Source organism: Clostridium formicaceticum (assembly GCF_001854185.1).
Taxonomy (GTDB): Bacteria; Bacillota; Clostridia; order Peptostreptococcales; family Natronincolaceae; genus Andreesenella; species Andreesenella formicacetica.
This window is the reverse complement of the sequence record NZ_CP017603.1, coordinates 2,647,785-2,673,096: the sequence shown is the minus strand read 5'-3', so window position 1 is coordinate 2,673,096 and position 25,312 is coordinate 2,647,785. Positions and strand designations below refer to the sequence as shown.

The 25,312-nt window shown below is 36.0% G+C and carries 25 protein-coding genes; 3 read left to right on the top strand and 22 right to left on the bottom strand.

The window, feature by feature from the left end; translation table 11 throughout:
• Position 1: 1 nt before the first annotated feature.
• The 14 genes from BJL90_RS12000 to BJL90_RS11940 form a co-directional block, all read right to left on the bottom strand.
• On the bottom strand, positions 2-1,444 hold the full coding sequence (locus tag BJL90_RS12000; RefSeq protein ID WP_070968205.1) for an SLC13 family permease: 1,443 nt from the start codon (positions 1,442-1,444) through the stop codon (positions 2-4).
• A 12-nt stretch (positions 1,445-1,456) separates the two neighbouring features.
• Positions 1,457-2,083 (bottom strand): glycosyltransferase family protein, encoded by a 627-nt coding sequence (locus BJL90_RS11995; RefSeq protein WP_070968200.1) that lies wholly within the window; start codon positions 2,081-2,083, stop codon positions 1,457-1,459.
• A gap of 66 nt (positions 2,084-2,149) precedes the next feature.
• Positions 2,150-3,064: a cysteine synthase A gene (gene cysK, locus BJL90_RS11990; RefSeq protein ID WP_070968196.1), complete on the bottom strand. Its 915-nt coding sequence runs from the start codon at positions 3,062-3,064 to the stop codon at positions 2,150-2,152.
• Positions 3,065-3,078: 14 nt separating this feature from the next.
• Positions 3,079-5,373, bottom strand: a complete 2,295-nt coding sequence (locus BJL90_RS11985) for a sulfurtransferase TusA family protein (RefSeq protein WP_070968193.1) — start codon at positions 5,371-5,373, stop codon at positions 3,079-3,081.
• A 22-nt stretch (positions 5,374-5,395) separates the two neighbouring features.
• A complete protein-coding gene (locus BJL90_RS11980; protein ID WP_472234724.1) occupies positions 5,396-5,809 on the bottom strand; it encodes a M67 family metallopeptidase in 414 nt (137 codons plus the stop codon).
• 113 nt (positions 5,810-5,922) lie between these two features.
• Complete coding sequence (locus BJL90_RS11975; RefSeq protein ID WP_472234723.1) at positions 5,923-6,747, bottom strand: HesA/MoeB/ThiF family protein; 825 nt, start codon at positions 6,745-6,747, stop codon at positions 5,923-5,925.
• The gene (gene thiS / locus BJL90_RS11970) at positions 6,728-6,943 is read right to left on the bottom strand and encodes a sulfur carrier protein ThiS (RefSeq protein WP_070968188.1); all 216 of its coding nucleotides are present in this window, start codon (positions 6,941-6,943) and stop codon (positions 6,728-6,730) included. The genes BJL90_RS11975 and thiS overlap by 20 nt, the downstream gene beginning before the upstream one ends.
• A 213-nt stretch (positions 6,944-7,156) precedes the next feature.
• The gene (locus tag BJL90_RS11965; protein WP_070968185.1) at positions 7,157-7,543 is read right to left on the bottom strand and encodes a RidA family protein; all 387 of its coding nucleotides are present in this window, start codon (positions 7,541-7,543) and stop codon (positions 7,157-7,159) included.
• A 12-nt stretch (positions 7,544-7,555) separates the two neighbouring features.
• Positions 7,556-8,821 (bottom strand): L-cysteine desulfidase family protein, encoded by a 1,266-nt coding sequence (locus BJL90_RS11960; RefSeq protein WP_070968182.1) that lies wholly within the window; start codon positions 8,819-8,821, stop codon positions 7,556-7,558.
• A gap of 40 nt (positions 8,822-8,861) precedes the next feature.
• Complete coding sequence (locus tag BJL90_RS11955; RefSeq protein ID WP_070968179.1) at positions 8,862-9,365, bottom strand: L-2-amino-thiazoline-4-carboxylic acid hydrolase; 504 nt, start codon at positions 9,363-9,365, stop codon at positions 8,862-8,864.
• 34 nt (positions 9,366-9,399) lie between these two features.
• On the bottom strand, positions 9,400-10,713 hold the full coding sequence (locus BJL90_RS11950) for a hypothetical protein (protein WP_236904907.1): 1,314 nt from the start codon (positions 10,711-10,713) through the stop codon (positions 9,400-9,402).
• Positions 10,676-10,813, bottom strand: coding sequence for a hypothetical protein (locus BJL90_RS21930; RefSeq protein ID WP_156778769.1), 138 nt, complete (start codon positions 10,811-10,813; stop codon positions 10,676-10,678). Before BJL90_RS21930 ends, BJL90_RS11950 begins: the two co-directional genes overlap by 38 nt.
• Before the next feature lie 422 nt (positions 10,814-11,235).
• Positions 11,236-13,002, bottom strand: coding sequence for a sigma 54-interacting transcriptional regulator (locus BJL90_RS11945; RefSeq protein ID WP_070968177.1), 1,767 nt, complete (start codon positions 13,000-13,002; stop codon positions 11,236-11,238).
• Positions 13,003-13,295: 293 nt separating this feature from the next.
• Positions 13,296-14,474, bottom strand: a complete 1,179-nt coding sequence (locus BJL90_RS11940) for an NAD(P)-dependent malic enzyme (protein WP_070968174.1) — start codon at positions 14,472-14,474, stop codon at positions 13,296-13,298.
• A gap of 135 nt (positions 14,475-14,609) precedes the next feature.
• On the opposite strand from BJL90_RS11940, the gene BJL90_RS11935 reads away from it, so the two are divergent.
• On the top strand, positions 14,610-15,485 hold the full coding sequence (locus BJL90_RS11935) for a LysR family transcriptional regulator (RefSeq protein WP_070968171.1): 876 nt from the start codon (positions 14,610-14,612) through the stop codon (positions 15,483-15,485).
• Between the two features lie 97 nt (positions 15,486-15,582).
• Here the strand turns inward: BJL90_RS11935 and BJL90_RS11930 are convergent, their stop codons facing one another.
• The 3 genes from BJL90_RS11930 to BJL90_RS11920 are packed head-to-tail and all read right to left on the bottom strand — an operon-like array spanning position 15,583 to position 18,644.
• Positions 15,583-17,199, bottom strand: coding sequence for a CotH kinase family protein (locus tag BJL90_RS11930; protein WP_070968168.1), 1,617 nt, complete (start codon positions 17,197-17,199; stop codon positions 15,583-15,585).
• A 24-nt stretch (positions 17,200-17,223) separates the two neighbouring features.
• Positions 17,224-17,907, bottom strand: a complete 684-nt coding sequence (locus tag BJL90_RS11925; protein ID WP_070968165.1) for a DUF4956 domain-containing protein — start codon at positions 17,905-17,907, stop codon at positions 17,224-17,226.
• Positions 17,856-18,644 carry a polyphosphate polymerase domain-containing protein gene (locus BJL90_RS11920; protein WP_070968162.1) on the bottom strand — a complete coding sequence of 263 codons (789 nt, stop codon included), beginning with the start codon at positions 18,642-18,644 and terminating at the stop codon, positions 17,856-17,858. Before BJL90_RS11920 ends, BJL90_RS11925 begins: the two co-directional genes overlap by 52 nt.
• A 171-nt stretch (positions 18,645-18,815) precedes the next feature.
• Between BJL90_RS11920 and BJL90_RS11915 the strand changes: the two genes are divergently transcribed.
• Positions 18,816-19,493 (top strand): response regulator transcription factor, encoded by a 678-nt coding sequence (locus tag BJL90_RS11915; protein WP_070968159.1) that lies wholly within the window; start codon positions 18,816-18,818, stop codon positions 19,491-19,493.
• On the top strand, positions 19,494-20,762 hold the full coding sequence (locus BJL90_RS11910) for a sensor histidine kinase (RefSeq protein ID WP_070968157.1): 1,269 nt from the start codon (positions 19,494-19,496) through the stop codon (positions 20,760-20,762). It abuts the gene before it with no gap.
• Positions 20,763-20,892: 130 nt separating this feature from the next.
• Here the strand turns inward: BJL90_RS11910 and BJL90_RS11905 are convergent, their stop codons facing one another.
• Genes BJL90_RS11905 through BJL90_RS11885 form a run of 5 tightly spaced genes read right to left on the bottom strand, consistent with a single transcriptional unit; the run spans position 20,893 to position 25,196 of the window.
• Positions 20,893-21,948, bottom strand: a complete 1,056-nt coding sequence (locus BJL90_RS11905) for a 5-oxoprolinase subunit C family protein (RefSeq protein ID WP_070968155.1) — start codon at positions 21,946-21,948, stop codon at positions 20,893-20,895.
• A complete protein-coding gene (gene pxpB / locus BJL90_RS11900; protein WP_070968152.1) occupies positions 21,941-22,690 on the bottom strand; it encodes a 5-oxoprolinase subunit PxpB in 750 nt (249 codons plus the stop codon). The genes BJL90_RS11905 and pxpB overlap by 8 nt, the downstream gene beginning before the upstream one ends.
• A 16-nt stretch (positions 22,691-22,706) precedes the next feature.
• A complete protein-coding gene (locus tag BJL90_RS11895) occupies positions 22,707-23,465 on the bottom strand; it encodes a LamB/YcsF family protein (RefSeq protein WP_070968150.1) in 759 nt (252 codons plus the stop codon).
• 28 nt (positions 23,466-23,493) lie between these two features.
• Positions 23,494-24,390, bottom strand: a complete 897-nt coding sequence (locus tag BJL90_RS11890; RefSeq protein ID WP_070968147.1) for a DUF4392 domain-containing protein — start codon at positions 24,388-24,390, stop codon at positions 23,494-23,496.
• Entirely contained in the window at positions 24,387-25,196 is an 810-nt protein-coding gene (locus BJL90_RS11885; protein WP_418219414.1) for a putative hydro-lyase, read from the bottom strand. The genes BJL90_RS11890 and BJL90_RS11885 overlap by 4 nt, the downstream gene beginning before the upstream one ends.
• Between the last annotated feature and the right edge of the window lie 116 nt (positions 25,197-25,312).

Genomic DNA, 25,312 nt, shown 5'->3' with positions numbered 1-25,312 from the left:
CCTAATAAACGCCAATTATACGCCAGTAAGTTAAAGCAAATACAGTAACCACTGCTATAGATAGGATATTTAGAGCAAAACCTATTTTAAGAGTATCACTGGATTTTATATATCCAGAGGAAAATGCTATCGCATTAGGTGGTGAACTCATAGGAAACATAAAAGCTAATCCTGAAGGCACTGCCACTAAATACACTGCTAAAGTAGCAGGAAGACCTAGTGCTGTTGTTGTTTTTATCACTACTGGAAGTAAAATTACTACAACAGCTGCATTGGAAACCCCTTCAGTGAGAAATACACTTATAGAAAAAACAATCAGTATAAACCCTAAAGTAGAAAAATTCATCGTAGAAATATAGTTTTGGTTGATATACTCTAGTAGTCCGGTTTCTTCTAAGGCTTTTCCTAGTGCAATTGCTCCACCATACATAAAGATTGCACCCCAATTGATTTCTTTTTTTGCATCCTCCCAATCAATGACATTGAGTACAAAGAATAGGGCTGCGCTAATAAGGGCTACATTAGCAATTTCAAATCTTTTACTCTGAAAAATCCACATATAAATTGTCCCTACTAATATGATTAATGCTTTGATCTCTTTTAGTTGAACTTTACTCATTCTTTCTCCAGCTTCTGAGAAAAAATCTTTTAAAATTTCCGTATCTCTTGTTGAGGCACTTACTTTCTTTGTAAGATAGATAGAAACGATGATCATCATTAAGTAAATGGGTGGTGCCACTGCAATCATCCATTCTAAAAAGCCGATTGTTTCTCCGGTAGCTTCCTCCAAGATACCTATGGCAAGAGGATTCCTTGCACCACCTAAAAAAGTGACAACACCACCTAAAACACTACCCCAAGCCAATGCAAAAAACATGTATTTTCCTAATATAGAATTGCTATCTAATTCTAATTTTTTACTTATAGACATCAATATAGGGAAAAGCATAGCTGCTACTGCATGCGCCGGCATCACATGAGCTAAAAAACCAGACAATAGAAAAATTGAAAGTGTTAGCCTATGAGGTTGGTCTCCAAACTTCGATAGAAAATAATAGGCAATTCTTTTATTCAACCCAGAAGTAGAAATTCCCGCAGATATAATAAATGCACCTATAATAAAAAATAATGCCTTATTACCAAAAAAAGAATATATTTGTTCATTCGGCAATACATTAAATGTAGCTAAAAGTCCCATAACCATGAGACTTGTAATAGCAAGGGGAATAACGTTTGTTATCCATAAAAAGTTTGCAAGTAAAAATATCACCAATGCCTGGTATGCCTGGATGGACATGTCCTGAGGAATGTTATGATTTGAAATAAATATAAAAAATACAATAAAGGAAAATAATAATAAAATTGCATTTTTGTATTCTATTAAAAATAGTGTGATTAGTGGTCTTCTATCTATATAAAAGTTGCTCTTTGTTCTGGTCTTCACCAATACTTCCTCCTACAGTCCACTGGAATTAAAAGACGCATCTATACTCTTAATCATAAGTTTTTGCCTTAAGTTTAAGGTTTCTAAAAGCATTTTCATTTTTATTTTATCTGCTAGAGAATATTCAGCCCACCTTTGATCTAGTAAAGGTATTGACTTGATTAAGTTTCTTGAGATCCTACTAAACTTCTCATGAGATTTAATAAATTCCACGCATTCAACATCCTCCTTTAGGGGTACAGGTACGATACTAAACTCTAGCAGTTCTTCTATCTTAGTTTTATCGTTTTGTACATTAGCAAAAACCCACCCTCTAGGAAATAGTTCTGTGGCAAAAACCATTTGTTCAATATCTTCTTTGGAATAACTCCCTAGAGGTTTATCAAAATAGATGCCATGCACCCCATAAGAAAAATATTCTTCTATATTCTGTTGATGGTTAGGTATAGCTGATCTTAATATGACAAAGATATCGAAGTGCTTCTTTATCATTTCAACAATCCTTTTTCCTTCTATATCCCTTACATCCTCGTGAAAAGATAGGACGATATACTTTGTTTGATACTTTGCAGTCTCTTCCTCAATAAAGCTCAGTATTGCTTCTATAGAAGTATTTTCCGCTACATGTATTGGGTGCATCATCTTCCTCCTTACCTCAGCAGTCCATGAGCAATCCATGGATCAATTTTACTTTTAGCTTCATGCTTAATCATGAAATAATGTAGTAGACAAATAACGTTCTCCAGTATCTGGAATAACCGTTAGTACTTTTTTCCCCTTTCCTAATTCTTTTGCTACCTGAAGGGCAGCATAGAGGTTGGCTCCTGCGGAAATACCAGCCAAAATACCTTCTTTTTTACCAAGTTTTTTAGCAGTTTCAAAGGCTGCTTGGTTGCTGACTTTTACGATTTCATCATACACTTTCACATTTAAAGTTTTGGGGATAAATCCAGCACCAATCCCCTGAAGCATATGGGGACCTGCTTTCCCACCTGATAGTACAGCTGAGTCCTCTGGCTCAACACCAATGATTCTTAAATCGTTAATGTTTTCCTTAAGAATTTCTCCTACACCTGTTATCGTACCACCAGTACCAATCCCTGCTACAAATGCATGTAAGTTCTGACCAAAATCCTTCAATATTTCCTGAGAAGTTGTTTTTCTATGGGCCTCTGGGTTGGCTGGATTTTCAAACTGCTGCAGCATAAGATAACCCTTCTCTTCCACCAATTCCATGGCCTTTTCAATCGCTCCCTTCATCCCTAAAGGTGCTTTTGTTAATATAATTTCTGCTCCGTATGCCTGCAATAATTTTCTTCTTTCTAATGACATAGATTCTGGCATCGTAAGAATCAAATGATATCCCTTGGTGGCAGCTGTAAGTGCAAGACCTATACCCGTATTACCGCTGGTAGGCTCTATAATCGTGTCGCCTGATTTTAACAAGCCCTTTTCTTCAGCATCTTCAATCATGTTCAAGGCGATCCTATCTTTTACAGAGCCTCCAGGGTTAAACATTTCCAACTTTAAATAAACCGCTGCAGCACCATCCTCTGCCATGTTATTCAACTTCACTATGGGTGTATTTCCTATGGTTTGAAGAATATTATCATAAAGCATTTTAAAAATCTCCTCTACTTTTTCTTGACAATAAGCAGATTATACCCTTCGTACTTATCATCAATTTTTATAATTTCATGTCCTTCCCCAGCAAGGCTTTTAGGAACATTTGCTATAGGCTCCCCATTATCTAAATAAAATCCTATAATTTCGTTGGATGAAATTTTCGCTATCTCTACCTTTGCCTTCACAAAATTTATGGGGCACTTTACACCTTTTAAGTCTATAATCTTTAAAGAGCTATCCTCTGTCACCTTGATTTCGTCTTCTGCGTCTTCAATTTCCTGTTCCTTAGCCAACGTAATTTCTAACTTTGGATTTAGGGATGCATACATTTGGCTAACCCTATGGAGTAAATACTTCACTTCTTCATAATGCTTCTCTAAACTGTCTAAATCCCCAAGTTTATAGTCTAAAAGGTCCTCGATAAGATTTTTTATACTTTCTTTTACATAGCCTCCATCTATAAAATGAGCAGAGAATTCTTTAAGAATCAGTCTGTCTTTGGTGGTATCTATGCCCTTCAATATCAAAAGAGCCCTCGCTGCTGAAACACTGGCATCATACAATTTGATAGATGCCTTTGTCTTTTCAAATTCTTTGATAGATCCTTCCGCATTGGAAATATCTAGCTGAATCACATCTAAAACCCCCGCACTGCACTCTCCTGGTCCTCTACCCTTAAGAGAGAACTTTTCCTCTGCGCCAAAGTCATAATATAGTTTAGAATTTTCAGCTTCAGGCTCTATGCTAGAAAAATCTTCTATCAGTTTATCTACTGCCTCTTTTTCTTTTTTTACAAAGACTGTAATCTCTTCTATCCCGGATTCTTTCTTTAGGTTAGCTAATTCATATAAAAAATCTGGAATCTTTTGGGCTGGTATCATACCATAACCCTTACCTAAAACAGCTTTTCCTACACCCACAGCCCCGCCAAACAACACAGCATACATAGGCACTAATCCGTCAGCTACCCTTTTGGCTTTACCGTATAAACCGATTTCTCCTTTTTGATGTTGTCCACAGGAATTTTGACAACCTGAAATAAAAATTCTTGGAAGTTGTATTTTTATCGTTTCATCAGCCTTCAAAAATCTGTTTTTGATGACTGATAAAAGATTTTGTGATAAACATAAACCTAACTTACAAGTGGCAGCACCAGCACAGGCAACAGAATTATCAATAGGAAAAGGAGAAGTAAAGCTGCTTATAATATCCAATAGTTTTTTTGCATCATCTCCTGTTAAATCTCTTACAAAAAAACCTTGTGTGGTGGTTAGTCTTATGGAAGCTTCGTAATTTAGACCATGTATAAAGTTAATCACTTTATCCAGATCCTCGGCCCTTAGATTGCCGTTTTCAGCATGTACATATAAGGCGTAGTATCCCTTATTCTTTTGCTCAAGTAGCAGAGGGTGAGAAATCTCTTCGCGTTTACCTATCTGTTTAGTCGGAATTTGCGTATTAAAAAAGACCTCTATGCTTCTCTCTTTTTTAATTTTTTGTAGTACCTCCTGATATTTCGCTTTAAATCCTTCTTCTCCTAATCGCTTCAGTATATATCTTATACGGGCCTTATGCTTATTGGTTCGATCGCCTTCATTTTCAAAAAGTTCCTTCATAGCTTGCACATGGTATAGTACTTCTGAAGCAGGAATAAAATCCTCTAACTTGATAGCCACATTAGGACTACCTCCTAGCCCACCTGCACCATATACCTCAAAGCCTTTTTCACCGTCTTTTATTTTTGCAATAAAACCTAAGTCAGCAATGGTTGCATTCCCTGTATCCTCTGGAGAGCTTGAATAAGCCATCTTATATTTTCTAGGAAGGTTCAGCATAGTAGGGTCCTTAAGGGCATATTCAGTTGTAGCTAAGGCATAGGGAGTAACATCAAATACATCTTCTTGAGATACACCAGACAAGGGAGAACAACCTACATTTCTTGCGGTATTTCCTCCTGTTCCTCTAGTAACAATGTCTGCTTCTAAAAGCCCCTCCATGATGTCTACTGTATCATCTAATGTAACCTTATGAAATTGAATATCCTGTCTCGTTGTAAAATGAATAAATCCATGGGAATACTTTTTGGCCAATTCGCTGATTTTTTTAAACTGTTCTAGCGTGATTACACCTGATGGAATTCTTGTTCTAATCATATAGGTGTCATTATCCCTTTGTTCATAGATTCCCATAGAAACTCTATAGGGTTTAAACCTCTCCGCCTCGATGATGCCTTTTTTCAAATCTTCTACTTTATTTCTATAACTTTTTTCTTCCTCTATGACTTGCTGAGGTATTTTTATCATCGTACTTCCCCCTTTTAATCGTTTAAGCAAACTGCCATTTAAGTTTTTTTACCAATGCATTCTCTATAATTTTAAAGAAATTAAGTACCGGCTCTTGGTCTTGCAAAGATAGTATGCCATAAAGTATATTACCATCATAAGCCAAGCGTTTATCTTCCTCTGATGGTCTAGAAGGTGTATAGGGATGAGAGTGATAATTTCCCACCAATATATAGCCATCTGTCCTCATCTGTTTTATAGCAGCAAACTGTTCCTTAGGGTCCATAGTAAAGTGCTCACTGCTTTGATCTATATTGGTAAGTGGATAGATTTTTTTTATAAAAATTTCATCCTCTGTTTTTATGCCTGCCAAGAGTCCACAACATTCTAGTGGAAATTCTTTTTCTGCTTGTTTTATCATTTTGTTGTAATCTTCTTTCGATATTTTTATGATCACTAGCTATCACCTCTTTAAGCTGTTTAGACCTGCTACGCCACGGGGACAGTTCCATCGTTTTCCCTTCGGTCTTCCGCTAGAAACATTCCAACTGTCCCTATATCACCGCTAATTTATATTCCACAAACAGGTGGTTTATAATGTGTATCTGTCAACTCTTTTATTGTAGGTGTGCTACCACATACCCCACATTTAGCATTATGTCTTATTTTTATCTTTCTAAATTCCATTGTGACAGCATCGTAGGTTAATAGATATCCAGCTAAATTTTCTCCAATTCCTAAGATGTATTTAATAGCTTCTGTCGCCTGAAGTGTACCAATCACCCCTCCCATCACCCCTAGCACGCCAGCTTGGCTACAGGTAGGGACAGCACCTTCTGGTGGCGGTTCTTTAAATATACATCGATAACAAGGGGTATTGTTGTCTGGAATATAGGTGGTCAACTGTCCGCTAAATCTTATAATGCCAGCATGGGAAAAAGGCTTTTTTGCAAGAACACAGGCATCGTTTATTAAAAATTTAGCGGCAAAATTATCCGTCCCATCAATGATAAAGTCGTAATCTTGGTCGTTGATAATATCCAAGATGTTTGAAGTGTTTGCAAAAGTATCATAAGTAATGACCTTTACATCTGGATTCATTTCATTAATCGTTTCCTTGCCGGATACCACCTTTAATTTACCAACATCTTTTGTTTGATGGATAATTTGTCTTTGCAAGTTGGATAGGTCTACTCGATCAGCATCTACTAAACCTATGGTACCGATCCCTGCTGCTGCTAAAAACATAGCGGCGGGAGCCCCTAAGCCTCCAGTTCCTATCACAAGTACCTTCCCATCCAACAGTTTTTGCTGACCTTCCACACCTACTTCCGATAAAATGATATGTCTTGAATACCTTTCTATCTGTTGATCGTTAAAATCCAAAGCCTCCACCCCCCATAAAGTATAAAAGCTCTATCACATCATCTTCTTTGATGAAGGTATTTTCAAAATCATCCCGATCTATTATCTCTCCATTTAATTCTACTGAAACCATCTCCGGCATCTCTACCTGTTGAACTGCTAAGAATTCCAATATATTCATTTCTTTTTCCAGTTGTTTTTCTTCACCATTCATTTTAATTTTCATTTCTAGCCCCCCAAGTTCAATCTTTACTATTCCTATCGGAAATACAGATTTTCTTTTTTAGAATTTATCATACTGTGATTGTATTGTCAATATTTTTATATGAGATTTTTCAAAAAATTTTGCAAAAATTATTCTAATTCCTTCCATAAGTTAAAATCCCTTCAGACTATAATTGATAAATCAATCTTCGCCCGAAGGGATTATTATTTGTTTCTAATTTGATCCAATGAGTGCAATCGCTTCAATTTCAACATCTGCATCTTTAGGAAGTCTTGAAACTTCCACAGCTGCTCTTGCAGGAAATTTTTCTGTGAAATACTCTGCATATATTTTATTCATCTCAGCAAAGTGATTCATGTCCTTAAGGAAAATCGTGCACTTTAAAACATCTTCTAAAGTCCCCCCTGCGGCTTCAATAATTGCTTTAATATTTTCGAGAGATTGTCTTGTTTGCGCTTCTATACCTTCTGGCATCTCTCCTGATATTTTCTCAATTGGAAGTTGCCCTGATACAAATAGTAAGTTTCCTCCTTGAACCGCTTGAGAATAAGGTCCAATGGCAGCAGGCGCCTTATCTGTAGTAATTTCTTTTTTATTCATCTTGCTCCTCCTCTATTTTTGCAACATAATATCCAATAATACATAATCTAAAGATTTAAAAATATTTTCTGATACCCTAGAATAATTATCTATCGTTTTTTCTACGCTATTTTCTACGATACCATCGGTACCTTTTATGCTGTTTCCTTCTAATGCTTTGTGGGCACTTATAATTGCAACGAATATTCCCGTTGCTACCTTCAGGCTGCATCCAGCTTTTGCACCATCACAAAACATCCCTGCAATATTGCCCATAACATTATTGATAGATTTTTCCATCTCTTCTATATTTCCATCAAGCAAATAAATGATCCCACAGCTTGCTCCTGCTGATGCTAAAACAACACCACATAAAGAAGATAATCTTCCTAGTTTATTTTTTATAGATATAGTTACTAAATTACTTAATGCCGCAGCTCTTATAATTTTTTCTTCGCTTGCATTTATATGTTCTCCGTAGCTTACTACCGGCATTGTTGTGGCTATACCCTGATTACCACTTCCAGAGTTACTCATGGCAGGAAGACTACAACCCGCCATTCTGGCATCAGTTCCAGCAACCGTTGTACTTATAATCTGTTGTAAGCCATTATTAGAAATTTCTCCTGATAAATTTAAATCTTTTAAATATTTTCCCATAGCTAAACCATAATTGTTTTTTAACCCTTCATCACAGATTTTTTTATTCAATAAAATGGACTTTTTAACTACGTCTAAATTTTCCAAAGAAGCATTTTCTATATATTGAAGAATTTTTTCCAAGGATAAGTCTTCACAAACACCGTCACTGTACTCTTCTACTCTTTTATCTTTGCAAATAACTTCATAAATAACTTCACTATTTTTTTCAATGTAAACAATGTTATCATGAGCATCCTCAATCAAAACCAAAGCATAACCATGATCTGTAATTACTTTTACCTCTATATACAAGCCTTTATCACTTTTTGAAGGTCTAACAGTTATTTTATCTTCATTTAGAAGTTTTCTTAATACAGTAAGCTTTGTATCATCCAGTGAAGACAAAACCTCCATTTTCAGTTCTGGTGTTTTTGCTGCAATTCCTGCAGCCACCGCTGCTTTCATACCACAAAGTCCATTTGTACCAGGAATAATAACGGAAGTGACATTCTTTATTATGTTACCACTAGCATAACATTCTACAGAATGAATATTTCCTTCTATTTCTTTGTATGCCGTAGCTGCTGCATAGGCTACAGCAATAGGTTCTGTACAGCCTAGTGCTGGGAGAATTTCTCTCTCTAATATATCTCTCATGATGTTTTATTGCCTCCCTTTAGTGTATAAATTATCGTTTTTATTTTTTTCTATAAAAACTAACTTCACAGACCTTGTGACCCTCAGCAATGGTCTTTCCCAATTCAAACTGAAATTCTTCAAATTTACTTTCAATTCCCCGATCTCCACACATAGCAATATCACAAAGTTTTTCTAAAAACTCGCCTTCAATGCCTACTGACTGCCATGCTGTAACTAAAGGACAATGACCATATTCTAGTTTTAATGCGTCTTCATTTATTTCCTTAACCTCTATTTCAAATATTTTTCTGATATCTTCTGTAAAGAAAGTATTTCCAAAGGATACTAAGCTACCTTCAACATCCATTCCATTTTTTATTCCATCTCCATGCATACATCCTGTTTCAAATATCGCTGCTCTTCCTATTGCTTCCCAATCCAAGCCTCTTTCTTTTGCTTCCTTTAAAATTAATCCCATCCATAAGCCTCTATGGATGATTGCATTTCTTAGTTTGTTGATTACCTCATTGTCTGTATTTTTTGGTTGATTTAAAGTACACATAGTACATCCTCCTTTTATTTTTAAGTTATTTTATTTAAAAAAACATTTTGGCAAAAATTCCTGCAATAATTACTGAGCCTGAAGTTGCACTCACAAACCCTGATACCAATGTCTTAGGTAATAAATGCTCTAATAAAAGCTTATATTCTTCTTCATTTTCTGAAAGCAGTTTTGCAGCTTCATTACTCAAAACATAACTGGCGGGAAATCCTCCAGCAATACTTCCCAAACCTATTGCAAAAGACATGGCTGTACTTAAGCCAATCTTACGTCCAATTGGAATAGATAATAGGGCTATTCCTATTGTGGCTAATGCTATTAATATTGCAAAATCTATAATAATAGATTTTAATACTGGGATGGTAACACTGTTTAAACCTGAAAATACGTACATCATAATAATCGTTATAAACAGACCAAAACTTCTTGATACTTCTAATGGCTTTTTTTCAATAAATCCTATCTCTGCAGCTAACACACCAATCAACAAAGCAAATACAAATTTTGACACTGCCCCGTTGGTTAATCTCTCTAAATACCCGGATATAATCACAAGCACTAATGTCTTTAATAAAATAATGTAATCTGTTTGATATGCTTTGTTCATCTCTGGAAAAATCCTATATTTAGAAGTTTTTTCATCATTTTGCTCTTTATTTGCACTAAAATGATTTAAATCAATTTCCCCTGCTCTAAATTTGGTTAATACGTTTCTACCTTCTATTTTCAAACATAAATTCATTAAAGGGAATCCTACAAAACCTTGAAGAACATACATAGCCATAGCAAGAATCACTAAGTATTCATTGCTTTGCACCACACTTTGCATGATGATGGCTGACACTAATCCTCCCGTCAAAGGCGGGGTTGCCGTAGCAGCTATTTCAGTTCCTACAATGATTTTTCCGATGGTCATAACCGTTAAGCAAATCCCCAGCATCCCTGCAATTGTAACAACAACAGTTTTCCATTGAGCAATCAGCTCATCTTTGTCTAACATAGTTCCTAAATGTGTCACCATAATCATTACAAATAAACCAGGCAACGAAGGACCAATGCCTCCTATTTGTAAAATATCTTTAGGAAATAGTGTCCAAAAACCAAGAATAAATAGCGTGGCTGTTACAAAAATAGAAGGAATCGAAGCTTTGCTTTTGATAGACACTACTTCTCCAATAGCTAAAGCTGCCAGCATTAACATAAAAGCTTCAGCTGCACCAATTTCACTTTCACCGATGATACTTCTATATATTGTGAAATATCCAATCAGCAAAGTTATCACTAAAACAATCATGCTTGATAAAACCAACTTACCTTTTGATGCTCTCTTCTCCAGTGCTGCATTCATCTTTATACCCCCTCAACCCAATTTTTCCTTGCTCCACCTCATTTTTACTACTCCTATAGATGCACGCTTCTAAAGTTAAGGGCCCACATCTATAATTCATCCGCCTACCACCTCCCCCTTATACGTTTGCTGTTAAAAATATTTTCCTTTCATCTATCCTTTAAAGCAAATATCATGCCAACTTTCTATTCTGATGTTTCTTTTTTTCAGACACTGTTATTTAGCAATTTTAGATAAATAATTTCAAAAAATTACAAAGGTCTACAGGAGGATATTTATCATATTGATAAATATCCTCCTGTAGACCTTTGTTTTATGTCTCATTTTGATACTTTTTCTTTTGTATTTCTTCAAAGCCTTATTTTCTATAAGTTTCTCCCTTCTCAATATGATAACTATTATGCAGGAAACTCACACCATAAAATTCGGGAATGCAGTGTTTGGTCTTCACTTGCATAAATAGATAACTCAAATCTTTATTTGGTGTTAGTCACTTGGTTTGTTCACTTTTAGATTGAGCCTTCATTCTAGTTTGTATTTCTTAATCTTTCGATATAGTGTCGCCATACCGATTCCCAGCGCATCAGCTGACATATTTTTGCCTGTAACACTGTTACCATATAGCATCAAAGCTTCCTTAATAAGTTCTTTTTCCATCTTTTCAATAGGTATTATCTTTTTAGGACTGAATTTTTCCCCTTGAAGATTTTTAATTTTCAGAGGAATACTATTCATTGTAATATACGAGGTTGTCTCCATATTGATTGCATATTCTACAACGTTTTCCAACTCTCTTACATTCCCTTTCCACTTATTATTCAAAAGAACAGCCTCTACTTCTGGTGAAAATCCTTTAATATTTTTATTAAGTTTTTGATTATGTTGCTTCAAAAAAAACTCCAGCAATATTTTTATATCTCCTAGTCGTTCTCTTAAAGGTGGGATATGGATAGGAATTACACTAAGTCGATAGTACAGGTCTTCTCTAAATTCTCCATTTTCTACCATCCCCTCCAAATGTTTATTGGTGGCTGCTATGATTCTTACATCAAGGGCAATACTTTTCTGCCCCCCTATCTTTTCGAATCTTTTTTCTTGCAGGACTCTCAGCAGTTTTGTCTGAAGATGAATAGGTACATCTCCAATCTCATCTAAAAATATCGTGCCCCCTTGAGCCAATTGAAATTTCCCCAACCTTCCTCCCTTGACTGCTCCAGTAAAAGCCCCTTCCTCATAACCAAACAGCTCACTTTCTAGAAGGCTCTCAGGTATTGCTGCACAATTAAATGCTATGAAGGGCTTGTTTTTTCTGTTGCTGCTATAGTGGATAGCTCTAGCAAATAACTCCTTCCCGGTTCCACTTTCCCCCAGTATCAACATGGTAGAATCACTATTGGCAACCCTTCGTGCTTTTTCTTTTGTTTGTTCAATTTCAGAACTTGTCCCAATGATATCTTCGAAAGTAGTGGATAAATTGCTTAGCGAAATCTTGTTAACCACTTTGTAAATATCCTCCATTTTCCTGAAGATCAAAATAAATCCTGTACTCTTTCCACCAAGCTCCACCGGTTTACTTGATACTAGAGCATGAAATTCTCGTCGATTTCTGTTTATCAATACCTCAATATCACTGAATTGTACTTTTTCATTAATTAGCTTTTCAATATAAGACTGAGATAAGATGTCATAGATTGTTTTTTCTTTTAATTCCTCAGGCATAATATTAAGTGCATGATTAATCACAGTATTGGTATAAATAATATGGCCACTTTCATCGATTGCAATAATCCCTTCATCAATTGAACTAATAATTGACACCATCTGATTTTTTACAATCTGAAGTTTATTTGTAGCTTCCTGCTCTAGGCCTTTACTAATAATTAAATCTGCCATCCTTTCTAAAAACTCTATGAGGTTTGCTTGATTTTCTAGCAAAGTTTTTCTATAGGTCTCAGTGATAGCAATAATCCCTATAGCCCCTAGTGTCTTTTTTTCATATTTAATGGGTATACATATCATGGCTTGGAGGTTGCATTTTTCTTTTTCCTTACATACACTACAGTTTTCACCTTCCTCTTTTTCACTTATTACCAAGGCTTTACCTGTTTGTATAACTTTACCAATGACATAGGTATCTTTAATATATTTTACATCCTCGTCGAAATGTCTTTTGGTATCTCCAATTTTGTTAAAGGCATTGTCAGAAATGATGACATCCATATTTATTACACTTGCTATAGCTTCAGAAATTTTTTGAACCTCCTGTTGAATAGCTGATAATTTAACCAAATTTCCTCCCCCTTTATTGAAAGATAAACCTTCTTAAGATTATACAAAAAACCCTTCTATTTCTAAAAAATAAAAGAGTTCTCTACTTTGAGCACTGACTTGCTTGTTTATATAATTTTTTCATGCTTTTCTTTTTGTTGATGCTTCTGCTTTTTGTAAGATAAATTATACCATATCTCAATCACTTGAACAATCTACGCAATAAGAAACTCATTTTATAACCAAAATAATAGCAATAGCTCCTCCATCAATATATTTTTGTAGGTACAGCAGAAAAAATTTTTCTGCTGTATTTATGACCTTGCAACCCCTGATTTTTTTGCTGCTTCCGCCACTGCTTTTGCCACCTTTTCTGCCACTCTTTTATCTAATGCATTAGGAATGACATAATCCTCTTTTAATTCCGCTTCATCAATAATACTTGCAATAGCATAAGCTGATGCAACCTTCATTTCTTCATTTATATCAGTAGCTCTTACATCTAAAGCGCCTCTAAATATCCCTGGAAAAGCTAATACGTTATTAATCTGATTAGGGAAATCGGATCTACCAGTACCTACAACCCTAGCTCCGGCCTTTACCGCCAAATCCGGCATGATTTCAGGAGTAGGATTTGCCATAGCAAAAACAATTCCATTTGGGTTCATGCTTTTAATCATTGCTTCATCTACAACATTTGCAGCAGATACCCCAATAAATACATCCGCACCCTCCATAGCATCTCTTAGTGTGCCTTTTTCACCTTTTTTATTCGTAATCTCAGCCAACTCCTTTTTTAGCCAATTAGTATTTGTGTCGGCCTCCTTATATAAAATTCCTTCCCTATCACAAACAATAATATCTTCAGCCCCTAAAGCAATTAACATCTTTACAATAGCACTTCCTGCGGCTCCTGCACCATTTACAACAATACGGACATGATTGATTTTTTTATCTGTTAATTTCAGTGCATTTATCAATCCCGCTGATACAACAATGGCTGTGCCGTGTTGGTCATCATGAAATACAGGAATGTCTAATTCTTTTTTTAGTCTTTCTTCAATTTCAATACATCGTGGTGCAGAGATATCTTCTAAGTTAATTCCTCCAAAGGTAGGGGCAATTCTTTTTACTGTTTCAACAATTTCATCCACGTTCTTTGTATCTAAGCAAATAGGAAAAGCATCTACGTCTGCAAAGGATTTAAATAAAACCGCTTTTCCCTCCATAACAGGCATTCCAGCTTCAGGGCCTATATCTCCCAGTCCCAATACTGCCGTACCATCTGTCACCACTGCTACTAAATTTCCTTTAGAAGTATACTGGTATACGTTTTCCTTATCTTTGTAAATTTCTCTACAGGGTTCCGCCACCCCAGGGGTATAGGCTATACTTAAATCGTCTTTGTTTTCCAACTTTACCTTACTTACTACAGCTAGTTTTCCCTTCTTTTCTTTATGCATGGCAAGTGCTAAGTTTTGATAATCCTTCATCAGTTTACCCTCCCAGTTTAAAATGATTATTTTTTATTAATTATTATTAAATATATAGTATCAGATTATATTATAATTTAACATTATAATATAGCTATGATATAATAGTTTAAAACTATAATAGGGGTGTAACTTATGGAATTACGTCAATTACAATACTTTCAAATGGTTTGTCAATTAGATACAATTACAAAGGCTGCTGAAAGACTTCATGTATCTCAGCCTTCTATTACCAATGCCATTAAAAATCTTGAAGGCGAACTAGGTATTCATCTTTTTGATAGAAATAAAAAGCAATTACGCCTTACACCAGAGGGAAAGGTTTTTTTGACAAGAGTAAATGATATTCTAAGCAAAGTAGAAGATGCTGTTTCAGAGATGCAGGATTATCGACAACTAAAGAAGGGGATATTAAGAATAGGGGTACCTCCTATGATTGGTACCTTTCTATTCCCTAAAATATTTGTTCATTTCAAAAATCTATATCCACAAATAGAACTTCATATTATGGAAAAAGGTTCTATTGCAACGACAAAAATGATTGAAAACGAAGAGCTTGATTTGGCTATTGTTATCGTTGCTCAGTCCTCTGCTTTATTAAATTCTCTTTTAATATTAGAAAGTGAAATGCTTGTTTGCTTAAGTAAACACCACCCCCTAAACGTTAAAGAAAAGCTTACACTAGAAGATATAAAGAATGAGCCTATTGTCATGTTGAAGGAAGGATTTTATCATAGAGAAAAGATTATGGCATTTTTTAATAAACATGGTGTTGCGCCTAATACCATCTTATCCTCTAGCCAGTTAGATACTATAAAAAGTGTTGTTTCTAACGGTATAGGAATTTCTTTATTACTTAAGGAAATTATAGAAAATGATAACAGAATCGTAGGCAAACCATTAAACGAAGTCATTAGTATACCCATCGGGCTTGTTTGGAAAAAGGAAAAGTACTTATCAAACGCAGCCAAAACATTTATAGATTTTATTACAAAATCTTACATTGCCTAATATTCAAATAAAAGCCCCCTTTTGACAAGGATTGACCCAGCAATTCAAGTCAAAAGGGAGTACTAACAGCTAGATTTATAATAGTCTACTAGGCTTTTTAGTTAATTTTGCTTCTTTCATCTATATTCACCATGCTTGTATTTCCTGTGGTAGGCAATTCACCAGCTAGTTGTTGTTTGATATTTTCTACCCTAGCCTTTATAAAATTCACAATAGAAGTTGAAGTTCCCATCATACCTCCGCCCCCCATATCTCCTTGTGGTCTTTCGGGGCGGTCTCCTCTCATATCTCCTTGTTGCATTTCAGGTGGATTTCCATCCATAAACTCAGGCCTTTCAGGTCGATCTCCATTTTGATCCCCTTGAGGTCTTTCTGGTACATTTTCATACATAAACTCTTGTGGCATTTCTGGGCGCTCTCCCTGAGGCATCTGTCTTTGCATTTCGCCTTCCGATTGTGTTCTTGTATTTTGGAATGGCATTGGTATGGCCTCATTTGTCTCAGAATAGGCTATACTTGCTTCAAACTGCTCCAAGGTATAAAACTTTGTAGGATCTGCCTCAACATAAGGTCTTATCTTATCTCCTAGCTTTGTCACCCTGTCTTCAAAATCTTCCAAATAATCGAGGAGTTCTTCTATATACTTATGATATCTTTCTTTGTACTCCTTCACCGCCAATAGATTATTGATCAAGGGAAAATTTTTTATATCTTCCCTCATGACAGGCTCATCAATTGGAATGGTTGTAAGGTCACCCTCACCAAATCCTGCAATAGACATATTATAATCCCATGGCAGGACAGTAAATTTTCCATCCTGACCATATAAGTAATAGTTATGTGACTTATTACCGTGATAGCTATCATAATTACCTAAAACCGTATTCACTGCAAAATACCTTAGTGCGCTGTCTACATCCAATACATTTTCAATCTCCCCTTTTTCTCCTTCTGGCATGTCATTTAAAATCTTTATAAAATTTTTAAGATCTGTTTTACTTTTATCACTTCCTGATTTTAATTCTAAAGTATCATAGTCGCTACCTTCTACATACTTGAGGTTACTGCCTTGGTCTGCTTTATATAAACTACCCCTGTCATCACCAAAGTTCCTCATTAAAAAACTATCCTCAATAGATTCCACCATAAGATAAAAACCATACAATTCACCATTGATATAAACATTTGCAAAGGTAGTGAGGGGCACATCTGCACCAAGTTCTCGTAAGGCTTCATAGCTTAAATATTCTCTAAGATAAGAAGGATCAGAAAAGTTATTGTTTACAACAAATTCGTCCAGTCCAAGAAGCGTTTGTGTCTTAATATATTTATTTATATTAATTTTGAAGCTGTAACGCTCAGAGTCACTTCTTGCAACAGATTTTAAAGAGGAATTTCCCTTTGTTCGAAAACCTATATTCTCTGAGGTGATTCCATCCACTGTCACCTTTGCAGTTTTATACTCCTCTGCCATCGGCTCTGCAAGGATACTAGCCCAATCCTCTTCTGTAATTTCTACATGAATATCAACAATACCATCCTTATTAAATATTGCCTCATAATCTGCAGCAGTTTCCAATTCCGTTGCAAATAATAGCTGAGTTAGTGTTGATAAGTCTGTAGCATGTGTTTCAAAAACAGTGATGGACACAAACAGTAGTATGCCGCTTAATCCTACTGCTGTTATGGTTTTTAGCATATTCAATTTATTCATTATCAATCCCTCCATTTATAAAGATCATTCTCTTCCATTAGCAGACAAAGCTAATGTAATATTTAAGTTTCCGTTTCTACAACGCAGTGCATCTAAAAATTCTTTTTGATTTGCTTTATGATTCATTGTTACTGTATAATCCAACTGATAAAGGGTGCCTAAATCGATGGTTCTGACTTTTATAAGTTGATAACTATCTGTAAACTTTTCAAACACTTCATCAAATACACCCTCAAAGTCCAAATCTTCAGGTATGGTTATTTTTATCAATTTTTGAGAGAAATTTTCCTCACCAATGTTGAAAAAATTTAATAGCAACATAAGAATGCAAAGAACTGTTGTAAACATAACCGCGTAGCCATAAACTCCTACTCCGCAAGCTAACCCTGCCGCCATGGTAAAAAGAACATAGGCTATATCCTTAGGATCCCCAGGGGCACTTCTAAACCTAATAATAGAAAATGCTCCAGCTAAACTAAAGGCTCTTGCAACATTGCTTCCAATTAACAAAATGATGATTGCAATGACCATAGGGATTAACACCAGTGTTAAAAAAAAGTTTCGAGAATAGGTGCTTTTTTCACATGTTTTCCTATAGGTAAAACTTACAAATCCTCCTAATATAAAAGAGATAACAATTGTCAACATTGCTGTTCCTAAAGGTATCGAGGTATAAATTGAAGTTGTGTTAAATATTGATTCAAGCATAATTTTATTTCTCCTTTCCCTTGTTGGTGATTGAATAACATTTTTTGATATTCTGCGCCATACTTTGAAAAACTTGTTTTATATACCTTATTTTCAGAGAGTATTTTAGACAGCCATACGGGGATACTTTTTTCAGCTTTAATCTCCATGAGCCATTGATCAGCTTCCAATAAATTTTCCCCATAGTCACCAGCTTCAAGCTTTAAATCATACCTTCGTGTTCTTATATTTGTATCAAAAGTAATTCTTAAGTCTTTATCTTCTTTACTAAAAAAGGCTTTTCTATCGTATGCTAAGTAAAGTCTTGGTTCAAGACCATATATTTTGAAAACATACTCCAGTTCCTTCAACACCTGTGGGTTCATATAGGGTTTTACTTCAGGTTTTATACCTGTAGCTGCAAAAGCATAGGCTTCCTTTAGTTTTAGTTTTGTTCTTCTTTTATTTACCAAACCGTACACCTTCTTTTTAACCTCCAAGTATACTTCCTCATCCTCTCTAGGAATACCATATGCCCTCAGCCGAAGCTTTTCCTTATATTTGGGTTTTGCCAAGGAGTTTCTTATTAAATAGTCATCTTTTGTGTCGTAGTAGATATTGCATATGGTGTAAAATTCCTGAGACTTATTGAACTCATCCACCTCCATATAGCAGAGTAATTGGTCTTGAAGTTTTTGATAGGTAGCATAATGAACTAAAAACTTGTTTTCATATCTATTAAAGACTTCTTTTGCCATTTTACTCCTCCTTTCTTTTATTGATTTTCTTGGATTGATTTCATTTTATAAGTTGAACCTTAAAAAAACCTTAAAATTTTACATAGCTTTAACCATTGGTAAATCCTTTGATTTAAGGTTGGTTTAAGGATGGGTATGCTATAATATAAAAAAGGAAAAGGGAGGTATATTATGCGAATATTAATTATAGAAGACGAAATCCATCTAGCAGAAGCTTTGGCACAAATATTAAAGAAAAATAATTACACGGTGGATATTTTTCATGATGGAGAATCTGGATTAGATTACGCCTTAAGCAATATTTACGATGTCATCCTTTTGGACATCATGCTGCCTAAAATGGATGGCATCAGCATTCTTAAAAGCATTCGCCAAGAAGGGATCACCACGCCGGTCATCCTTCTTACTGCAAAAGGAGAAGTTTCTGATAAAGTAGCAGGCCTAGACAGCGGTGCTGATGATTATGTAGCCAAGCCCTTTGCTACAGACGAGTTATTGGCAAGGATAAGAGCTATATCCAGAAGAAAAGGAGAAATCCTTCCCGATAACACCTTAAAATATGGAGATATTGAACTAAATACTGCAACCCTTAAACTATCTAGCGGAAATAAAGAAGTAAAACTTACCTTAAAGGAAAGTGATTTGTTGGCATTTCTGATTTTACGAAAAAATCTTGCTTCTTCTAAGGAATTAATTATAGAAAAACTCTGGGGGTTTGATTCTGAAGTGGAACATAATCATGTAGAGGTTTATATTTCTTTTTTAAGAAAAAAACTTCTGTTTCTTCATTCAGAAGTCGCCATCAATACCCTCCGAGGTGTAGGTTATATCCTGGAGGTGAAAAGTTAAGTGTTTCAACAGCTGAGAAATAAATTTCTTATTCTCAATTTAGTCATTATTTCAATTATGATGATTCTCGCTTTTAGCTCTATCTACTTCATCACCCATAATAATGTCTACAGAAATATTCAGATGGAACTCCATAGGATATCAGAATTTAACCGTAAAGCAAATGACAAACCTCCTCAAGGGCCACGTAACTTTGATGGTGGCAGAGTATCCTCTGACTTCGATCCTGGAGAACCGCCTCCGGAACCTTCTGTTTCTTTTGTTCTAATCACCGACAATGAAGGTACGCTATTAGACACTTCCTCTATCTTTACCATGGAGGAAACATTTTACGAAGCTGCAAAAAACGCTGCATTGTCGCAAAGCAGCAATACAGGAAGTCTCAAACTGGAGGGTAAGTATTGGAGATTTGTGGTAAAGCCTCATTTTGATGATTATAAAATAGTGTTCTTAGATATTACGCCACAGCAGGATTTTCTTGCAAATCTTATTTATACTTTCTTCATTGTCGGCTGTATTATGCTGGTTGTTATTTTCTTTATCAGCAGATTTTTTGCAAATAAGTCTATACAGCCTATTAAAAAAGCCTTTGAACAACAAAAACAGTTTATTGCAGATGCTTCCCATGAATTAAAAACACCACTTGCTGTCATCACTACAAATCTTGATGTACTCTTATCCAGTGGGGAAGAAGATGTAAAGAATCAGTCAAAGTGGCTTCATTATATTAAATCAGAAGCCGAGAGAATGACAAGTTTGATTAAGGATCTTTTGTATTTAACCCAAGTAGACTATTCAGATATCAAGCTAGTCTTTACAGACTTTAATCTAAGTGAAGCGGTTGAAAACATTATTTTAACAATGGAAGCTGTTGTTTTTGAAAACAATATATCCCTCGACTACAGCATCGAACCTAATCTGTTTACACATGGTAACTGTGAACAGCTTCAACAGGTAGTAATGATCCTTTTAGATAATGCTATAAAATATACAGATAGTAAACGTATGATAAATATTTCTTTGAAAAGGCATTACAATACCCTACATTTATCTGTAACTAACAGTTGTGAAGGAATACCACAAGAATATATGAATAAAATATTCCATAGATTTTATCGTATCGATAAGTCTCGATCAAGAAAAAGTGGGGGGCATGGTCTTGGGCTAGCCATTGCTAAAACAATTCTTCAACAACATGGAGGAAAAATCTACGCTAAGAGCAGCTTAAATGAAAGCACTACTTTCATTGTTGAACTACCTAGCATTTAGAATTGATGGTCTTCTATAAACCTACATGATAAAAAAGAAAAAGAGCCCTGTAATCTTTGAAATTTCAGGGCTTTCTATCTCCTTAATAAGGCACGCACTATGTAATTTGAAGGCAGTAGGTTTGCAAACCTTAGGGTTTTTCATTGCCCCTCTCATCCTTTAATTCTTCTACCCTTACATGATAACTTCTACCCCTAACCTTAATGCAATATTCCCTTACAGAATGAATTTTCGAAGAAATTAATTGAAACTGCTTTTCTAAGGTTCTAATTGTTTCTTCTCGTTCTCTGAATAGCAGTTGTGCCTCCTCAACTTTAATAGCAGTAAACTTTATAATATCACCAGGTTTTTTTTGAGCCACTAAGGGAATATCTATAGAAATCACATTGGCTATTTTCGTATAGCCCCCTGTTGTTTGACGGTCAGCCATCATAATAATAGGTACACCTTCACCCGGCACTTGAATCGCACCTAGATTAATTCCTCCTGAAATGATATCTGCTGTGGAAACATGCTGTATCTTTGGCCCCTCTAAACGATATCCCATGCGATCAGACTGGTTGGAAATCCGGTATTGGCTTTTTTGGAATACAGCTTTCCCCTCTTCAGTAAAGGCCTGATCCTCTGGTCCCATGATGACTCGAATACAACTTTTATGAAGATCTGGCGTCAAAGATTTAGGGATTCTTCGAGTACCGACATGGCCCTCATACTGCTTTTGATTTAATGGTATTTCATCTCCTGCCATTAACTTCCTTCCATAAAAACCGCCTATGTTCCCTCTAGTGTAAGTAGCATAACTCCCCATCACCTTTTCTAGATGAAATCCCTCAGAAATTGCTAAATAGGAACGACAACCTACAGATATATTGCCCAGTTTTAGCGTATCCCCTTTTTGCAAATAAAGTGTTTCATACATTGACACTGGCCTATCATTGATGGTAGCACTGATTTCCCCACCAGTAATGGCGACTGCTCTTGTATCATGAAAAGAAATTTCTGGACCCATTAGCGTAATTTCAAGAGCCGCTTCAAATCGGTGGTTTCCTACTAACAGATTGGCCAATTGTAGAGAGTATACATCCATTGCTCCCGCTACAGGCATCCCAAAATGTTGATATCCTATCCTGCCTTGATCTTGAATTGTAGTCATAAGCCCAGGCTTTACAATTGAGATTTTAGACATTACTCCCACTCCTATATTTCGTTATTTTAACTTGGTATTGATCACGTTCTACCAACTGCTTTATTTCTCCGTAAGTTGTATCGTCAATGACGTCAAAAACTAAATAATCTCCTACCTTAAGTAACACTGCTGGTTCCCTCGAAGGATCAAATAGCTTGATGGGCGTTCTTCCTATGACCTGCCACCCCCCTGGACTGTCAATGGGGTAAATGCCTGTTTGATTGCCTGCTATCCCCACAGACCCCGAAGAAATTTTTTGTCTAGGCACCTTATGACGAGGCGTTGCAATTTTTTCCGACATTCCCCCCAAGTATGGAAAGCCTGGTGTAAAGCCAATCATGTAGATTAAGTAATGTCCACTACGATGGATGTTTATTACCTCTTCTATTGATAAGCCATTATGCTGAGCTACTGCAGGCAGATCCGGACCATGATCACCACCATATAACACAGGAATATGGAGGGTATTAGGCTCTGGAATTTCTATTTGAGAGATTTCCCTTCTCACACGACTCAGCTTATCCGCTAGTTCTTGATAGGTAGCCTCTAAAGGATCGTAAAGAATAAATAAAGTCGTATAAGTAGGAACTATTTCAATCACTTCATCGAAATCTTTTGCGTGGACTTCTAAATAATATAAAAAACTTCTAATTTCTCGATTTATTTCTTCACATATACAGTTGCCAAACTCAATAATTAAACCATTATCACCAGCTGGATAACTATTCAACATTTTTTTCATTTCATTCATATTCCCCTTAAGTAACAGAATTCAACTTTATATTTTCTTCTAATAATGCTCTATGGAGTTTCTTAGCAAATAAAAGTGCTGATGGATGGTCCCCATGAAGACAAATGGTATCAGCCTTTATATTGATTTTTTCTTGGTTCACCGTCATTACACTTTCTTCTTTCACCATTTTGATTACTCTATCAACACATATTTGATCATCATGAATCATAGCATTTGGTAAGCTTCTAGGTACTAGAGAACCATCCTCTTGATAATTTCGGTCTGCAAAAACCTCTTGGGCACTCTTTATCCCTACTTCCTCAGCAGCCTTTATCATCATAGAATTAGCCAATCCAACAAAAATTAGTTCATTATCAACCGCTTTAACAGCTTCCGCTAACGCTTTTGCCAACGAATAGTCTTTGGCAGCCATATTATAGAGGGCGCCATGAGGTTTTACATGGTGTAGTTTCCCACCATGCACCTTAATAAACCCCTGCAATGCGCCAATTTGATAGATCATATAAGCCTTCGCTTCCTCTAAGGATACCTGCATATTTCTCCTGCCAAAACCTGATAAATCCGGAAATCCTGGATGTGCTCCAATGGTAATACCTTTTTCAACTGCTAGAGCAACTGTCTTTCCCATAATAATAGGGTCTCCAGCATGAAAACCACATGCAATATTGACAGAAGTAACATAATTTAATAGGGCCTCATCATGCCCAATTTGATAAGCCCCAAAACTTTCTCCCATATCACAGTTTAAATCGACAGTAACCATTTTCTTCTCTCCTCTATTTCATCAATCACTAGCCTATTGCCAACACAGGTTGGTCTAGCAACGCCTCTAATACAGTTTCCCTAAGCTTTTCTAGGATACTTAAATTAATCTCTAAACTCAATCCATCTACTGTACAAACAGGATTTTTGCTGCATCCATCTACGCCACCTTCACGAATCATTCCTTCTAACATAGCTATTTCCTTATCTACATCATGCAGCAGCATTTTAGCGTTCATAATAGACAAACCAGCAACCATTCCATGTCCTCCCCAGTTTGAAACACCTGCTATAATAAGATAATCAGATGCGCTAACAGCACAGATTTTCTCACCAAGCTTTATATTTTGTTTTATATGTTGGGCAATCTTCCCCATGCCTATTTCATTACCCCCATCTCCAATAGCGATGGTTTTAATGCCACTTTCCTTTGCTATAGAAAATAACGGGTCTGTATTGGGTACAAAACTACTCAAATCTTCCCCTCGCATAGAATAACATCCCCCGTCCTCAGCCCTTCCAGGGCGTTCAATCGCCACCACTAAATCAGGAGCATAGTCCTTCATCGTTTTTTTGCAATAGGAGGCAGTCTCTTGAAGCGGTGCTAGACTTATATTAACTTGAATGTTCATAGCTTGACAGCAAGCAGTTACTAAGTTATAAGAGTAGTCATCCGTAATAATAAGAACCTCTTTTCCTAGCTCTATTAGTGCAGCAGCAAGAGATACAGCGCCTATAGGTCCATCGGTTTCCCCAGTCATCGTATCTTTAATACAAAATCCTGTTAGAAGGATAATTCTTTTAGCTTGGCTTAGTTCTTTTAAAGCTGGCCATAAATCTCCCGTCTTAACATCTGCGCCTAGCCCTCTGCAGCCCATATCTGCTCCAATAATCGCTTCAATAGCATCTATATATGTTTGCTTCACAGTCCCTTCAGCTCCTCATCCTGTATATCTGTAATAAACATATGTCCCGGGGCATGGGTAATAACAATTTCAGGCTTAGTGCGCATAACAGCCGCTTGAGGTGTTACACCACATGCCCAAAATACCGGTACTTCCCCTGGATTAATTGTTACTGTATCCCCAAAATCAGGACGATTAACGTCAACGATACCAATTTCCTCAGGATTACCTACATGCACTGGTGCCCCGTGTACCTTCGGGTATCGAGCGGTTATTTCAATAGCTTGATCCACCAACTGGGAAGGAATTGGTCTCATGCTGACTACCATAGGTCCACTAAAAACGCCAGCTGGTTTACACTCAATATTTGTTATAAACATCGGCACATTCTTTCCTTCATCAATGTGCCTTATAGCAATACCTGCTTTGATTAGCGGGTTTTCAAATGTAAAACTACATCCTAACAAAAATGTTACCATGTCTTCAGACCAAAAATCAAGTATATCTTCTACTTCCTCTTGCAGTATCCCTTCTCTATAAATTCGATATTTAGGTATATCTGTTCTTATGTCGCCACTGGGTGCTGTCAATAAAGGTCTATACTGACCGGCTTCACAAACATCTAATATTGGGCAAGGCTTTGGATTTCTCTGACAAAACAAAAAGAAATCAAATGCGTATTGTTTAGGCAAAATAACAATGTTGGCCTGTGTATATCCTGCAGCAAAGCCGGGGGTTGGCCCCTTCCACAAGCCCTTTCTAATTCTTTCTCTTGCTACTTCAGCAGCATTCATAATCTGATCTCCCCTTTTCTGTTGTAAATTCATCCTTCTAAATAAGATTCTATCATAAAGTCAATTTCCCTTCACAATTAGACAAAATTCATTTGCATATTTATGTAAAAATAAAAATAATTATGCTGATAAAAGCGTATAAAAATAAT